At 66.9% G+C, this 13776-nt stretch carries 14 protein-coding genes; 11 read left to right on the top strand and 3 right to left on the bottom strand.

Translation table 11 applies throughout. From position 1 onward, the window contains the following. The first annotated feature begins 55 nt into the window (after nt 1-55). Nucleotides 56-493, top strand: coding sequence for a hypothetical protein (locus BM060_RS10855; protein ID WP_074979938.1), 438 nt, complete (start codon nt 56-58; stop codon nt 491-493). A 21-nt stretch (nt 494-514) separates the two neighbouring features. On the opposite strand, the gene BM060_RS10850 is transcribed toward BM060_RS10855, so the two are convergent. Next, nucleotides 515-1321 (bottom strand): hypothetical protein, encoded by an 807-nt coding sequence (locus BM060_RS10850; RefSeq protein ID WP_074979935.1) that lies wholly within the window; start codon nt 1319-1321, stop codon nt 515-517. A 435-nt stretch (nt 1322-1756) separates the two neighbouring features. On the opposite strand from BM060_RS10850, the gene fadB reads away from it, so the two are divergent. The 6 genes from fadB to BM060_RS10820 all read left to right on the top strand — a co-directional run bounded on the left by fadB (nt 1757) and on the right by BM060_RS10820 (nt 9148). Continuing rightward, entirely contained in the window at nt 1757-3904 is a 2148-nt protein-coding gene (gene fadB, locus BM060_RS10845) for a fatty acid oxidation complex subunit alpha FadB (protein WP_074979932.1), read from the top strand. 29 nt (nt 3905-3933) lie between these two features. Next, nucleotides 3934-5109: an acetyl-CoA C-acyltransferase FadA gene (fadA, locus tag BM060_RS10840; RefSeq protein WP_074979929.1), complete on the top strand. Its 1176-nt coding sequence runs from the start codon at nt 3934-3936 to the stop codon at nt 5107-5109. 174 nt (nt 5110-5283) lie between these two features. Continuing rightward, nucleotides 5284-5541 (top strand): DUF1653 domain-containing protein, encoded by a 258-nt coding sequence (locus BM060_RS10835; protein ID WP_169720923.1) that lies wholly within the window; start codon nt 5284-5286, stop codon nt 5539-5541. Between the two features lie 96 nt (nt 5542-5637). Further along, nucleotides 5638-8247, top strand: coding sequence for a type I DNA topoisomerase (topA, locus tag BM060_RS10830; protein WP_074979927.1), 2610 nt, complete (start codon nt 5638-5640; stop codon nt 8245-8247). Between the two features lie 66 nt (nt 8248-8313). After that, nucleotides 8314-8835: a DUF6586 family protein gene (locus BM060_RS10825; RefSeq protein ID WP_074979924.1), complete on the top strand. Its 522-nt coding sequence runs from the start codon at nt 8314-8316 to the stop codon at nt 8833-8835. 79 nt (nt 8836-8914) lie between these two features. After that, entirely contained in the window at nt 8915-9148 is a 234-nt protein-coding gene (locus tag BM060_RS10820; protein WP_009621357.1) for a hypothetical protein, read from the top strand. 12 nt (nt 9149-9160) lie between these two features. Here the strand turns inward: BM060_RS10820 and sulA are convergent, their stop codons facing one another. Both sulA and lexA read right to left on the bottom strand, forming a co-directional pair. Further along, on the bottom strand, nt 9161-9634 hold the full coding sequence (sulA, locus tag BM060_RS10815) for an SOS-induced cell division inhibitor SulA (protein WP_074979922.1): 474 nt from the start codon (nt 9632-9634) through the stop codon (nt 9161-9163). An 11-nt stretch (nt 9635-9645) separates the two neighbouring features. Then, nucleotides 9646-10260, bottom strand: a complete 615-nt coding sequence (lexA, locus tag BM060_RS10810; protein ID WP_074979919.1) for a transcriptional repressor LexA — start codon at nt 10258-10260, stop codon at nt 9646-9648. A 231-nt stretch (nt 10261-10491) separates the two neighbouring features. Here lexA and BM060_RS10805 point away from each other — a divergent pair, with 231 nt between their 5' ends. The 4 genes from BM060_RS10805 to BM060_RS10790 all read left to right on the top strand — a co-directional run bounded on the left by BM060_RS10805 (nt 10492) and on the right by BM060_RS10790 (nt 13546). Next, nucleotides 10492-11199: a TetR/AcrR family transcriptional regulator gene (locus BM060_RS10805; protein WP_058488916.1), complete on the top strand. Its 708-nt coding sequence runs from the start codon at nt 10492-10494 to the stop codon at nt 11197-11199. Nucleotides 11200-11265: 66 nt separating this feature from the next. Further along, nucleotides 11266-11790 carry a L,D-transpeptidase gene (locus BM060_RS10800; RefSeq protein WP_074979916.1) on the top strand — a complete coding sequence of 175 codons (525 nt, stop codon included), beginning with the start codon at nt 11266-11268 and terminating at the stop codon, nt 11788-11790. A 10-nt stretch (nt 11791-11800) separates the two neighbouring features. Beyond that, entirely contained in the window at nt 11801-12799 is a 999-nt protein-coding gene (nagZ, locus tag BM060_RS10795; RefSeq protein ID WP_074979913.1) for a beta-N-acetylhexosaminidase, read from the top strand. Nucleotides 12800-12808: 9 nt separating this feature from the next. After that, nucleotides 12809-13546, top strand: coding sequence for an S-methyl-5'-thioinosine phosphorylase (locus tag BM060_RS10790; protein ID WP_058488919.1), 738 nt, complete (start codon nt 12809-12811; stop codon nt 13544-13546). Nucleotides 13547-13776: the final 230 nt, after the last annotated feature.

The following is a 13776-nucleotide window of genomic DNA, read 5'->3' as shown; positions in this document are numbered from 1 at the left end:
TCCGGGGGACAGTTATGAATGCAAGTATGGCTCTTTGGGCCGAGGTATACCCGATATGACGGTCTGGTGGTCGATTCTGCTCCTGGCGCTGGTGCTCAGCCCGCTGGCCTGGCTGATGCCCTCGCGCGGCCAGCGCGGGCAGATGGACCTGCGCCTGCAGGCGCGGCGCCTGGGGCTGGCCATGCAGATGGCGCGCCAGGAGTGGCCGCACTGGCTGGAGCGGCAACCGCCGCAGAGCTGCGCGCAGTACCACCGCGGCCGCAGCCGTGGGCGCAACGACGAGTGGCGCTACTGGCAGAGCGCACCGGGCGTGTGGCTGGACCGCTGGCGCGAGCCCTGCGCCGACGAGGAACTGCTCGCCGACCTGGCGACGCTGCCGGGCGACGTGTACATGGTCGAGGCTTCGGCGCAGTTCATCGCCCTGTACTGGGGCGAGCGCGGCGACGCCAGCCACCTGCAGCGCATCGCCGACTTCCTTTCCCGGCGCGCCTGAGCGCCGTGGCGCTGCCGTCATTCAGAGCTGCGCCGCGGCATAGCGGCCGGAGACCTGCTCCAGGTCGGCGATGATGCCGTCGGAGTACTTGTCGATGAGGAAGGGCACGTTGCTCTGCGCGGCGCTCTGCAGCGATTTCTCGATGAACCGCCACTTGGTGGAGATGGCCCGCAGCTCGCGGCCGATCTCCGGGCTGGTCTGCGGCGCCTGCTGCAGTTGCAGCAGGTTGATGGCGAAGCGGTTGGTCAGGTCGTCGAGGGCCTGCTGGTCCTCGCTGCGCACCGGGTTGGCGCCCGCCGAGGCGTTGCGCGACACGTAGTTCCAGGTGATCGACTGCATCAGCAGGCTCTGGTCGCGGCTCTGCTGGGTGAGCGGCGGCACCTGCTGGCCGCTGTCCTTCTGGATGCCCTCGTAGAGCTGTTCGGCGGTATCCAGCAGCTGGCTGTTGCGGCTGGCCAGGTCGCCCAGGGGCTGGAAGTCGTTGTAGCCGTTCTGCTTCTGCGCCTGCAGCTGCTGCTCCAGGGCCTGGCGGTAGCCGTCCCACTGTTCCTGCAGCTTGCTCCTGAGCTGCGCCGAGGCGCTGCCGGGCATCTGCCCCAGGCGTTCCAGGGCGGCGCCGGCGTCGGCCGTGGAGCTGGCCACCAGGCCCGCGTAGCGCGGGTCCCCAGCCATGGCGTTGAGCAGGAACAGGTCGCTCAGGCTGCGCTGGGCGGCCAGGCGCATCTGGTGCAGCGCCAGCAGGTCGCCGGCGGGCTCGGCGTGGGCCAGAAAGGGCAGGGCGGACAGGACGAACAGGGACAACAGGCGGGCCAGCGGTCGGCATGGCATGGGCGCGTCTCCTTGGGGCCGTGGGGCTTCTTGTTGTTCTTCGCGATGCTCGGCGACAAGCGATTCGCCGGACTCTAACCCGCGTCCGGGCATTTTGCCAACGACGTGGCTGGCCCCGGGCCAGACAGCGGCACGGGGCGCCATGGTTTTGCTGAATGTCGCGGCAGAACCTCGCTGAATGCGGCGAACCAGAGGCCTTTCGGACAGCCGTCCGCGATTGACAAGCGCAGGCTTTTCGAAGAAGGTGTGCACACCCGAATCAAACGGGCGTATGAATCGAGCGTTTGCCATGTACGAACGGTCGAACCAAGGCCCCGACTATCGCATCGGCGGGTGTGCCGCAGGCTTTGGGACTATGCTCCGCGACTGCGGAACGGTCCCGATACACGGCGTCCGATGCGTGAGTTCAAGCTTCCCTAGCGTGGAGATCAGTTGATGATTTACCAAGGTAAAGCCATCACGGTTAAGGCTCTTGAGAGCGGCATCGTCGAGCTGAATTTCGACCTCAAGGGCGAGTCCGTCAACAAGTTCAACCGGCTCACCCTGAACGAACTGCGTGAAGCAGTCGATGCGATCAAGGCCGATGCGTCCGTCAAGGGCGTGATCGTGACCAGCGGCAAAGGCGTGTTCATCGTCGGCGCCGACATCACCGAATTCGTCGACAACTTCAAGCTGCCGGACGAAGAACTGCTGGCCGGCAACCTCGAAGCCAACACGATCTTCAGCGCCTTCGAGGACCTCGAGGTCCCGACCGTCGCCGCGATCAACGGCATCGCCCTGGGCGGCGGCCTGGAAATGTGCCTGGCCGCGGACTTCCGCGTGATGAGCGCCACCGCCAAGATCGGCCTGCCGGAAGTCAAGCTGGGCATCTACCCGGGCTTCGGCGGCACCGTGCGCCTGCCGCGCCTGATCGGCGTGGACAACGCCGTGGAGTGGATCGCCTCGGGCAAGGAAAACCGTGCCGAGGACGCCCTGAAAGTCGGCGCCGTCGACGCCGTGGTCGCCCCCGAGCAACTGCAGGCCGCGGCCCTGGACCTGGTCAAGCGCGCCATCGCCGGCGAGCTGGACCACAAGGCCCGCCGCCAGCCCAAGCTGGAAAAGATCAAGCTCAACGCCATCGAGCAGATGATGGCCTTCGAGACCGCCAAGGGCTTCGTCGCTGGCCAGGCCGGCCCGAACTACCCGGCCCCGGTCGAAGCCATCAAGTCGATCCAGAAGGCCGCCAACTTCGGCCGTGACAAGGCGCTGGAAGTCGAGGCCCAGGGCTTCGTCAAGCTGGCCAAGACCTCGGTCGCGCAAAGCCTGATCGGCCTGTTCCTGAACGACCAGGAACTGAAGAAGAAAGCCAAGCAGTACGACGAAGTCGCCAAGGACGTGAAACTGGCCGCCGTGCTCGGCGCCGGCATCATGGGCGGCGGCATCGCCTACCAGTCGGCGGTCAAGGGCACCCCGATCCTGATGAAGGATATCCGCGAAGAGGGTATCCAGATGGGCCTGAACGAGGCCTCCAAGCTGCTCGGCAAGCGCGTCGAGAAGGGCCGCCTGACCCCGGCCAAGATGGCCGAGGCGCTGAACGCCATCCGCCCGACCATGTCCTACGGCGACTTCGGCAACGTCGACATCGTCGTCGAAGCCGTGGTCGAGAACCCCAAGGTCAAGCAGATCGTGCTGGCCGAGGTGGAAGGCGTGGTCAAGGAGGACGCGATCCTCGCTTCCAACACCTCGACCATCTCCATCAGCCTGCTGGCCCAGGCCCTGAAGCGCCCGGAAAACTTCGTCGGCATGCACTTCTTCAACCCGGTGCACATGATGCCCTTGGTCGAGGTCATCCGCGGTGAGAAGTCCGGTGAAGTGGCCGTCGCCACCACCGTGGCCTACGCCAAGAAGATGGGCAAGAACCCCATCGTGGTGAATGACTGCCCCGGCTTCCTGGTCAACCGCGTGCTGTTCCCGTACTTCGGCGGCTTCTCCAAGCTGCTGGGCTTCGGCGTCGACTTCGCGCGCATCGACAAGGTGATGGAGAAGTTCGGCTGGCCCATGGGCCCGGCCTACCTGTCCGACGTGGTCGGCATCGACACCGGCCACCATGGCCGCGACGTGATGGCCGAAGGCTTCCCGGACCGCATGGCCGTTGAAGGCAAGACCGCCGTCGACGTCATGTACGAGGCCAACCGCCTGGGCCAGAAGAACGGCAAGGGCTTCTACGTCTACGAGACCGACAAGCGCGGCAAGCCGAAGAAAGTCAACGACCCGCAGGCCTACGAACTGCTCAAGGCCATCGTCAGCGAGCAGCGTGAGCTGACCGACGAGGACATCATCAACTACATGATGATCCCGCTGTGCCTGGAGACCGTGCGCTGCCTGGAAGACGGCATCGTCGAAACCGCCGCCGAGGCCGACATGGGCCTGATCTACGGCATCGGCTTCCCGCCCTTCCGTGGCGGTGCGCTGCGCTACATCGACTCCATCGGCGTGGCCGAATTCGTCGCCCTGGCCGACAAGTACGCCGACCTGGGCCCGCTGTACCACCCGACCGCGAAGCTGCGTGAAATGGCCAAGAACGGCCAGAAGTTCTTCGGTTGAGTGCGAACGAATAGAGCGAGAGTGAATTTATGAGCCTGAATCCGAGAGACGCCGTCATTGTCGACTTCGGCCGCACCCCGATGGGCCGTTCCAAGGGCGGGATGCACCGCAACACCCGTGCGGAGAACATGTCCGCGCACCTGATCAGCGGCGTGCTTGCACGCAACCCGAAGGTCGACCCGGCGGAAGTCGAGGACGTCATCTGGGGCTGCGTGAACCAGACCCTGGAACAGGGCTGGAACATCGCGCGCATGGCCTCGCTGATGACCCCGATCCCCCACACCAGCGCCGGCCAGACCGTCAGCCGCCTGTGCGGCTCGTCGATGAGCGCCCTGCACACCGCCGTGCAGGCGATCCAGACCGGCAACGGCGACGTCTTCGTCGTCGGCGGCGTGGAGCACATGGGCCACGTCGGCATGATGCACGGCGTCGACCCGAACCCGCACCTGTCGCTGTACGCCGCCAAGGCCTCCGGCATGATGGGCCTGACCGCCGAGATGCTGGGCAAGATGCACGGCATCACCCGCGAGGCCCAGGACAAGTTCGGCGTGCGTTCGCACCAGCTGGCGTGGAAGGCTACCCAGGAAGGCAAGTTCAAGGACGAGATCATCCCGATGGAAGGGTATGACGAGAACGGCTTCCTGAAGGTCTTCGATTTCGACGAGACCATTCGTCCGGAAACCTCCCTGGAAAGCCTGGCCGCGCTGAAGCCGGCGTTCAACCCGAAAGGCGGCACCGTGACTGCGGGTACCTCCTCGCAGATCACCGACGGCGCTTCCTGCATGATCGTCATGAGCGCCCAGCGCGCCAAGGACCTGGGCATCCAGCCGATGGCCGTGGTCCGCGCCATGGCCGTGGCGGGCGTCGACCCGGCGATCATGGGCTACGGCCCGGTGCCCTCGACCAACAAGGCGCTCAAGCGCGCCGGCCTGACCATCGACGACATCGACTTCGTCGAGCTCAACGAGGCCTTCGCCGCCCAGGCCCTGCCGGTGCTGAAGGACCTCAAGCTGCTCGACAAGATGGACCAGAAGGTCAACCTGCACGGCGGCGCCATCGCCCTGGGCCACCCGTTCGGCTGCTCCGGTGCGCGTATCTCCGGCACCCTGCTGAACGTGATGAAACAGAACGGCGGCACCCTGGGCGTGTCCACCATGTGCGTGGGCCTCGGCCAGGGCATCACCACCATCTTCGAACGCGTCTAGGAACCTGCCCACGATCTGCTGCGCCAGCTAGCGAGATCGTGAACAGATTCTAAGCTTTCGTCGATGGACGAGCCGGGGCCCTGTGCCCCGGCTTTCGTTTTTCCGGGAATGGGGGATTGCCCCGATCGCCCGGGGCCTGGAGAATCGCGGCTTTTTTGCCGAGGAGGGCAGCGTATGGAACTGCAGACCGGCCTGTACCGTCACTACAAGGGCCAGCACTACCGCGTGCTGGGCGTGGCGCGGCATTCGGAGAGCGAGGAGACCCTGGTGGTCTACCAGGCGCTGTACGGCGAGTTCGGCCTCTGGGTGCGCCCGCTGGGCATGTTCACCGAAGCGGTGGAGGTGGACGGCGAGCTGGTTCCGCGCTTTGCTCTGGTGAGCGCCGAAAGCGACCCGCTGGGATTGACCCAGGTCGGTTTCGGCGAATCCTGAACTTGACCTTGGGCGGACCACCACTATATATAGCGGTGCCGTTCCGGGCGCCTCCCTCCTTATATTCACCTTCTCGAAGCAGGAATCTTCCGATCCATGGGTAAATCGCTGGTCATCGTGGAATCACCGGCCAAGGCCAAGACCATCAACAAGTACCTGGGCAGCCAGTACGTGGTGAAGTCGAGCATCGGCCACATTCGCGACCTGCCCACCAGCGGTTCGTCCAGCGCGAAGGAGCCGGCCGCGGCCAAGGCCCGCAAGAGCGCTGCCGAAGCCCCTGCGCTGTCGCCGAAGGAGAAGGCCAAGCGCCAGCTGTTCACCCGCATGGGCGTGGACCCGGAGCACGGCTGGAAGGCCAAGTACGAGATCCTTCCCGGCAAGGAGAAGGTGATCGACGAGCTGCGCCGCCTGGCCAAGGATGCCGACACCATCTATCTCGCAACCGACTTGGACCGCGAAGGGGAGGCCATCGCCTGGCACCTGCGCGAGGCCATCGGCGGCGACGACAGCCGCTACAAGCGCGTGGTGTTCAACGAAATCACCAAGAAGGCCATCCAGGAGGCCTTCTCGCAGCCCGGCGAGCTGGACATCAACCGCGTCAACGCCCAGCAGGCGCGGCGCTTCCTCGACCGCGTGGTGGGCTACATGGTCTCGCCGCTGCTGTGGGCCAAGATCGCCCGCGGCTTGTCCGCCGGCCGCGTGCAGTCGGTGGCGGTGAAGCTGGTGGTGGAGCGCGAGCGCGAGATCCGCGCCTTCGTCCCCGAGGAATACTGGGAAATCCATGCCGACCTGAACAGCCCGCGCGGCGAGAAGGCTCGCTTCGAAGTGGTGCGCGAGAAGGGCGAAGCCTTCAAGCCGCTCAACGAAGCCCAGGCCATGGCCGCCCTGGAGAAGCTCAAGGCCTCCAGCTACAGCGTGGCCAAGCGCGAGGACAAACCGACCTCCAGCCGGCCCTCGGCGCCCTTCATCACCTCGACCCTGCAGCAGGCCGCGAGCAACCGCCTGGGCTTCGGCGTGAAGAAGACCATGATGATGGCCCAGCGTCTCTACGAAGCCGGCTACATCACCTACATGCGTACCGACTCGACCAACCTGTCGGCCGACGCCATCGACATGGTGCGCGGCTTCATCGACAGCGAGTTCGGCAAGAAATACCTGCCGGCCAAGCCGAACTTCTATTCCAGCAAGGAAGGCGCCCAGGAAGCGCACGAAGCGATCCGTCCGTCCGACGTCAACCTGCGTCCGACCCAGCTGTCGGGCATGGAGCGCGACGCCGAGCGCCTGTACGACCTGATCTGGCGCCAGTTCGTGGCCTGCCAGATGCCGCCGGCCGAATACCTGTCCACCACCGTCAGCGTCGCCGCCGGTGACTTCGAGCTGCGCGCCAAGGGCCGCATCCTCAAGTTCGACGGCTACACCAAGGTGCTGCCGCAGCAGAGCAGGCCGGGCGAGGACGACGTGCTGCCGATGATGGACCAGGGCGATGCGATGAAGCTGCTCAAGCTCGACCCGAGCCAGCACTTCACCAAGCCGCCGGCGCGCTATTCCGAAGCCAGCCTGGTCAAGGAACTGGAGAAGCGCGGCATCGGCCGCCCGTCGACCTACGCGGCGATCATCTCGACCATCCAGGAGCGCGGCTACGTCACCACCCACAACCGCCGCTTCTACGCCGAGAAGATGGGCGACATCGTCACCGACCGCCTCAACGAGAGCTTCTCCAACCTGATGGACTACGGCTTCACCGCCGGCATGGAAGAGCACCTGGATGACGTGGCCCAGGGCGAGCGCGACTGGAAGCACCTGCTCGACGAGTTCTACGGCGACTTCAAGAAGAAGCTCGAAGTGGCCGAGGTCAGCGAGAAAGGCATGCGCGCCAACCAGCCGACCCTGACCAGCATCCCCTGCCGCGAGTGCGGCCGGCCGATGATGATCCGCACCGCCTCCACCGGCGTGTTCCTCGGCTGCTCCGGCTACAGCCTGCCGCCGAAGGAGCGCTGCAAGGCGACCATCAACCTCATCCCCGGCGACGAGATCGCCGCGGACGACGAGGGCGAGTCCGAATCCCGCGTGCTGCGCGGCAAGCACCGCTGCCCGATCTGCAGCACGGCGATGGACGCCTACCTGCTGGACGAGAAGCACAAGCTGCATATCTGCGGCAACAACCCGGATTGCCCGGGCTACGAGATCGAGGAAGGCCAGTACCGCATCAAGGGCTACGAAGGCCCGAGCCTGGAATGCGACAAGTGCGGCAGCCAGATGCAGCTCAAGACCGGCCGCTTCGGCAAGTTCTTCGGTTGCACCAACCCGGCCTGCAAGAACACCCGCAAGCTGCTGAAGAACGGCGAGCCGGCGCCGCCGAAGATGGACGCCATCCGCATGCCCGAGCTCAAGTGCGAGAAGGTCGACGACGTCTACGTGCTGCGCGACGGCGCTTCCGGCCTGTTCCTGGCCGCCAGCCAGTTCCCCAAGAACCGCGAGACCCGCGCGCCCCTGGTGAGCGAGCTGATCCCGCACAAGGACGAGCTGGACCCGAAATACCACTTCCTGCTCGCCGCGCCGCAGAAGGACCCGGATGGCCGCCCGGCGGTGATCCGCTTCAGCCGCAAGACCAAGGAGCAGTACGTGCAGTCCGAGGTGGACGGCAAGCCCAGCGGCTGGCGCGCCTTCTTCGACGGCGGCAAGTGGAAGGTCGAGGACAAGCGCTGATGGGCGGCGCGCCCCGCGCAGGCGGGGCGCGCATATACTGCCGAGTGACCGCATGAGGGCGCGCTGATGGCTCAGGAACTCTACACCCGCACCAACCAGAAGCTGTATTTCGCCGGCCTGGCCCTGGAAGCCTGGCGCAAGGCGGAAGAGGCGCGGCCGATGAACGCCCAGGCGCTGGTGCAGGCCGAGCGCGAGGCGGCGCTGTTCCACCTGTACGGCGCGGTGCTGGGCGTGGCCCACGAGATCGCCGGCTACTACCGCCTGCCCGAGGCCAATGCGCCGCGCGTCGAGCTGCTGCTCAACGCCGAGGTGCTGGCGGCCTCGCCGAGCCCGGAACTGGCCGAGCTGGTGGAGCTGGCGCAGCAGCCGGAAACCTGGCTGGCGCAGCTGTTGGCCGCCTACGCCGAGCTGTTCCTGCCGCCGCGCGAGCCGCGCAAGGCCAAGGTCGACCCGACCCAGCCGCTGATCCAGGCCGTCAGCCTGGACGAGGAAGAGCCGCAGGCCCTGGGCAACGCCGAACTGGAAGCCTGGCGCAAGTCGCTGAAGGAAATGGTGTTGCGCTTCCGTGGGGCGCTGACCGAGCTCTGAGCCTGCCGGAAGTCGGTTGGGCTAGGGGAGAGCGGCCATGACTGTTACAATGGCCGTTCTGCTGTGAGAGAACCTAGCCATGCCGACCTCATTCCTGGAAATCGTTGAACTGCCCGATGGGCGCATCGTACTGCGCCGCGCGGAAGACGAGGAGGCGCTGGTGACCCTGGAGTTCTCCAACGACGCCAAGGGCTTCCTGCAGGGCCAGCACATCGAGATCGCCAAGGCGATGTTCAACGTCGGCGTGCAACTGGCCGGCCGCCTCGCCGAAGGTGGCGAGGTCGAGCAGGACGGCCCGCGCGTCCTGCACTGATCCCTTCCTTTACTACCCCAGACGGATATTCAGGCTCTGCGCCTGCCCGGCGAGCGCCGCGCGGGACAGTTGCGCGCGCGCCTTGCCGCTGAGCGCCGGCAACCAGCTGACCACCGTGTGGCTGTGGCCCAGGCGCAGCGCCTCGCAGGCCAGGCTCAGGGCGGATGCCTGGTCGCGCGCCGGCAGCAGCAGGATGCGCTCGCGGTTCAGCCCGGCCTTGCGCAGCCAGTCGTGGGTGAGGCTGGCCGGCGGGGCGATCAGCGTCAGCCAGCGGGCATCCTTCTCTTCGCTGAGTTCGCGCAGGATGGGCGCCAGCAGGCTCTGGCAGTGGCCCGGCAGACCGCGCAGCGACAGCTCGCTGAAGGCTTCGTCCTCGACGGCATCCGGTTCTGCCAGCTTGGCCAGCAGGGGCTCTTCGGCGTTGGCCCAGAGCGCCTCCTGGAACAGCGGCAGTTGGGGCAGGTCCAGCGGCTGGGGATACTGCATGGTGCCTCCTGTCAGCGGCGGATGACGCCGACGCTCAAGCCTTCGATGATCAGTTCCTGTTCCTTGAGGTCGACCTCGATGGGGGCGAACTCGGGGTTCTCGGCGATCAGCCAGACCTTGCTGCCCTCGCGCTTGAAGCGCTTCACCGTGACTTCCTCGCCAAGGCGGGCGACGACGATCTGGCCGTTGCGCGCCTCGCGGGTGACGTGCACGGCGAGCAGGTCGCCGTCGAGGATGCCGACGTCCTTCATGCTTTGCCCGCGCACGCGCAGCAGGTAGTCGGCGCGCGGGTTGAAGAAGGCCGGGTTGATGCGGCAGGCGTCCTCGACGTTCTGCTCGGCGAGGATTGGCGCGCCGGCGGCGACGCGGCCGATGATCGGCAGTTCGTCCTCGTTGGCGGCGGCCTTGGGTTCGAAGCCGGGGATGCGGATGCCGCGCGAGGCGCCGGGGGTCATCTCGATGGCGCCCTTGCGGGCCAGTGCCTTGAGGTGCTCCTCGGCGGCGTTGGGCGACTTGAAGCCGAGCTCCTGGGCGATCTCGGCGCGCGTCGGCGGGTAGCCGTTGTCTTCCAGGCAACGCTTGATGAAGGCGAGGATCTCGGCTTGGCGCGGCGTCAGCTTCTGCATGTCCCTACTCTGTCTTTTTGTACAGTTGCTGGGATTATATACAGTGGTCGGCCGCTGGCAACGAATTATTTCATCGGCCGGAGGCTGTAATTCGGCGGATTCGGCCAACGTCCCGCTGGTATCGTTCGTCGTATTGCCCGAGAATCCGCAACAATCCCTCTGCGCCAGGCTTGACAATGGATTGCTGTGAAACGTAAGTTTCAAACAAGTGTTTGTCAGGTGAATTCATCCATGGCCCAGTCGGAAACCGTCGAACGTATCCTCGATGCTGCGGAGCAGCTGTTCGCGGAAAAAGGCTTCGCCGAGACCTCGTTGCGTCTGATCACCAGCAAGGCCGGGGTCAACCTGGCGGCGGTGAACTACCATTTCGGCTCGAAGAAGGCGCTGATCCAGGCGGTCTTCTCGCGCTTCCTCGGGCCCTTCTGCGCCAGTCTGGAAAAGGAACTGGACCGGCGCCAGGCCAAGCCCGACGCGCCGCGCGCCAGCCTCGAGGAACTGCTCGAACTGCTGGTGGTGCAGGCCATGGCGGTGAAGCCGCGCAGCGGCAACGACCTGTCGATCTTCATGCGCCTGCTGGGCCTGGCCTTCAGCCAGAGCCAGGGGCACCTGCGCAAGTACCTCGAAGAGGTCTACGGCAAGGTGTTCCGCCGCTACATGCTGTTGGTCAACGAGGCTGCGCCGCGCCTGCCGCCCATCGAGCTGTTCTGGCGCGTGCACTTCATGCTCGGTGCCGCCGCCTTCAGCATGTCCGGGATCAAGGCGCTGCGCGCCATGGCCGAAAACGACTTCGGGGTGAACACCTCCATCGAGCAGGTGATGCGACTGATGGTGCCGTTCCTCGCCGCCGGCATGCGCGCCGACAGCGGCGTCAGCGACCCGTCCCTGGCCGGCGCCCAGCCCAAGCCGCGGAGCAAGGCGCCGGCGCCAGCCAAGGTCTGACCGCGCTGGGCCTGCCACGGCCGATCGGCTAAAGTAGCGGGCCATTCCTGCTGTCACTGGCGGACGATGCCCGATCTCGACCTGCTGCACATTTCCCTCGCCGACCAGATGCTCTACGGCTTCGCCGCGCGGCGTCTGGTGCTGCGTTTGCCCGTCTCCACCGCGCTGAATGGCGCCGGCGAGCGCCAAGGCTCCGGCTGCACGCCGCGCGGCCTGCACCAGGTTCGGGCGAAGATCGGCGAAGGCCTGCCCTGCGGCGCGGTGTTGCGTGGCCGGCGCTGGACCGGCGAGGTGTGGAGCCCGGCGCTGCACGAGCAGTTTCCCGGGCGCGACTGGATCCTCACCCGCATCCTCTGGCTGAGCGGCTGCGAGCCCGGCGTCAACCGCCTGGGCGAGGTGGATACCTTCCGTCGCTACATCTACCTGCACGGCACGCCGGATTGCGAACCCATGGGCGCGCCGTTGTCCCATGGCTGCGTGCGCCTGCGCAACGCCGACCTGCTGCAACTCTTCCCCCGTGTGCCGCTGCACTGCCCCGTGCGCCTCGACGAGGCGCCGCAGCCGCAGTGGCGCGCGGCCGAACTCTGTTAAGGATTCCCCCATGCAAGGCTCCCTGATGCTCGACATCGGCGGCACCTGGCTCACCGCCGAGGACCGCCGGATCCTGCGCCACCCCGAAGTGGGCGGGCTGATCATCTTCGCCCGCAACATCGAAAGCCCGCGCCAGGTGCGCGAACTCTGCGCGGCCATCCGCGCCCTGCGTCCGGACCTGCTGCTGGCGGTGGACCAGGAAGGCGGCCGCGTGCAGCGCCTGCGCCAGGGCTTCCTGCGCCTGCCGGCGATGCGCGCCATCGCCGATAACGCCAACGCCGAGCGCCTGGCCGAGCAGTGCGGCTGGCTGATGGCCACCGAGGTGCTGGCAGTGGGCCTGGACCTGAGCTTCGCTCCGGTGCTGGACCTGGACCACCAGCGCAGCGCCGTGGTCGGCAGCCGCGCCTTCGAGGGCGACCCCGAGCGCGCCACGCGGCTGGCCGGCGCCTTCATCCGCGGCATGCACGCCGCCGGCATGGCCGCCACCGGCAAGCACTTCCCCGGCCACGGCTGGGCCGAGGTGGATTCCCACGTGGGGATTCCCGAGGACGAGCGCAGCCTCGACGAGATCCGCCGCAGCGACCTGGTGCCTTTCCAGCGCCTGGCCGGCGAGCTGGACGCGGTGATGCCCGCCCACGTCATCTACCCGCAGGTGGATGCCGGCCCTGCCGGTTTCTCGCGGCGCTGGCTGCAGGACATCCTGCGCGGCGAGCTGGGCTTCGACGGGGTGATCTTCAGCGACGACCTGTCCATGGCCGGCGCCCACGTGGTGGGCGACGCCGCCAGCCGCATCCAGGCCGCGCTGAATGCCGGTTGCGACATGGGCCTGGTGTGCAACGACCGTGGCTCGGCCGAACTGGCCCTGGGCACCCTGCAGCGCCTGAAGGTGAAAGCTCCCGAGCGCCTGGCGCGGATGCGCGCCAAGGCCTGGCCGGGCATCGAATACAAGCAACTGCCGCGCTGGCAGCAGGCCGTGGGCGAACTGCGCGCGGCACAACTGATCGACTGAGGATTCGCCATGACCGTCTACGCCATCATCGGCGGCACCGGCCTGACCCAGCTGGAAGGCCTGACCCTGAAGGATTCGCTGAACCTGGACACGCCCTACGGCGTGCCCTCGGCGCCGATCCAGCGCGGCGAGTACGCCGGCCGCGAGGTGCTGTTCCTGGCCCGCCACGGCCACCCGCACCGCTTCCCGCCGCACCAGGTGAACTACCGCGCCAACCTCTGGGCGCTCAAGCAGGCCGGCGCCCAGGCGGTGCTGGCGGTCAACGCGGTGGGCGGCATCCATGCCGCCATGGGCAGCGGCCACCTCTGCGTGCCGCACCAGATCATCGACTACACCTACGGCCGCGAGCACACCTACTTCGCCGGCGACATCGACCACGTCACCCATATCGACTTCAGCCATCCCTATGACGAAGGGCTGCGCCAGAAGCTGGTGGCGGCGTTGCAGGCGCTGGGGCACCCGCACAGCAGCCATGGCGTCTACGCCGCGACCCAGGGGCCGCGCCTGGAGACGGTGGCGGAAATCGCCCGGCTGGAGCGCGACGGCTGCGACATCGTCGGCATGACCGGCATGCCCGAAGCCGCCCTGGCCCGCGAGCTGGAGCTGCCCTATGCCTGCCTGTCGCTGGTGGTCAACCCGGCGGCGGGCAAGTCCAGCGGCATCATCACCATGGCCGAGATCGAACAGGCCCTGCACGAGGGCATCGGCAAGGTGCGCGAGGTGCTGGCGCGGGTGTTGGTGGGCTGATAGGCCTCGCACCGCGGTTCATGCCGGGGTGTCCGGTTATCGCGGACAAGGTCCCACCATACCGGCGAGTACGGCTTCTCGTAGGAGCGAGCTTGCTCGCGAATGAGCCCCGCAGCGGAGTCTGTTCGCGAGCAAGCTCGCTCCTACGAAGAGCACCCCGGCGTGGTCTGCCCGCGATTCGCGCGCAGGGCGCGCGTATGGTGTGAGGGCGTACCCGTAGGAGCGGATCT

It is taken from the genome of Pseudomonas citronellolis (genome assembly GCF_900112375.1).
GTDB classification, from domain to species: Bacteria; Pseudomonadota; Gammaproteobacteria; order Pseudomonadales; family Pseudomonadaceae; genus Pseudomonas; species Pseudomonas citronellolis.
Note: the sequence above shows the minus strand (reverse complement) of the source record. Positions and strands in the feature narration are given on the sequence as shown.

Coding starts and splice junctions, on each gene's coding strand:
- BM060_RS10855 (WP_074979938.1), top strand. CDS start 56: ATGACGGTCTGGTGGTCGATTCTGCTCCTGGCGCTGGTGCTCAGCCCG.
- BM060_RS10850 (WP_074979935.1), bottom strand. CDS start 1,321: ATGCCATGCCGACCGCTGGCCCGCCTGTTGTCCCTGTTCGTCCTGTCC.
- fadB (WP_074979932.1), top strand. CDS start 1,757: ATGATTTACCAAGGTAAAGCCATCACGGTTAAGGCTCTTGAGAGCGGC.
- fadA (WP_074979929.1), top strand. CDS start 3,934: ATGAGCCTGAATCCGAGAGACGCCGTCATTGTCGACTTCGGCCGCACC.
- BM060_RS10835 (WP_169720923.1), top strand. CDS start 5,284: ATGGAACTGCAGACCGGCCTGTACCGTCACTACAAGGGCCAGCACTAC.
- topA (WP_074979927.1), top strand. CDS start 5,638: ATGGGTAAATCGCTGGTCATCGTGGAATCACCGGCCAAGGCCAAGACC.
- BM060_RS10825 (WP_074979924.1), top strand. CDS start 8,314: ATGGCTCAGGAACTCTACACCCGCACCAACCAGAAGCTGTATTTCGCC.
- BM060_RS10820 (WP_009621357.1), top strand. CDS start 8,915: ATGCCGACCTCATTCCTGGAAATCGTTGAACTGCCCGATGGGCGCATC.
- sulA (WP_074979922.1), bottom strand. CDS start 9,634: ATGCAGTATCCCCAGCCGCTGGACCTGCCCCAACTGCCGCTGTTCCAG.
- lexA (WP_074979919.1), bottom strand. CDS start 10,260: ATGCAGAAGCTGACGCCGCGCCAAGCCGAGATCCTCGCCTTCATCAAG.
- BM060_RS10805 (WP_058488916.1), top strand. CDS start 10,492: ATGGCCCAGTCGGAAACCGTCGAACGTATCCTCGATGCTGCGGAGCAG.
- BM060_RS10800 (WP_074979916.1), top strand. CDS start 11,266: ATGCCCGATCTCGACCTGCTGCACATTTCCCTCGCCGACCAGATGCTC.
- nagZ (WP_074979913.1), top strand. CDS start 11,801: ATGCAAGGCTCCCTGATGCTCGACATCGGCGGCACCTGGCTCACCGCC.
- BM060_RS10790 (WP_058488919.1), top strand. CDS start 12,809: ATGACCGTCTACGCCATCATCGGCGGCACCGGCCTGACCCAGCTGGAA.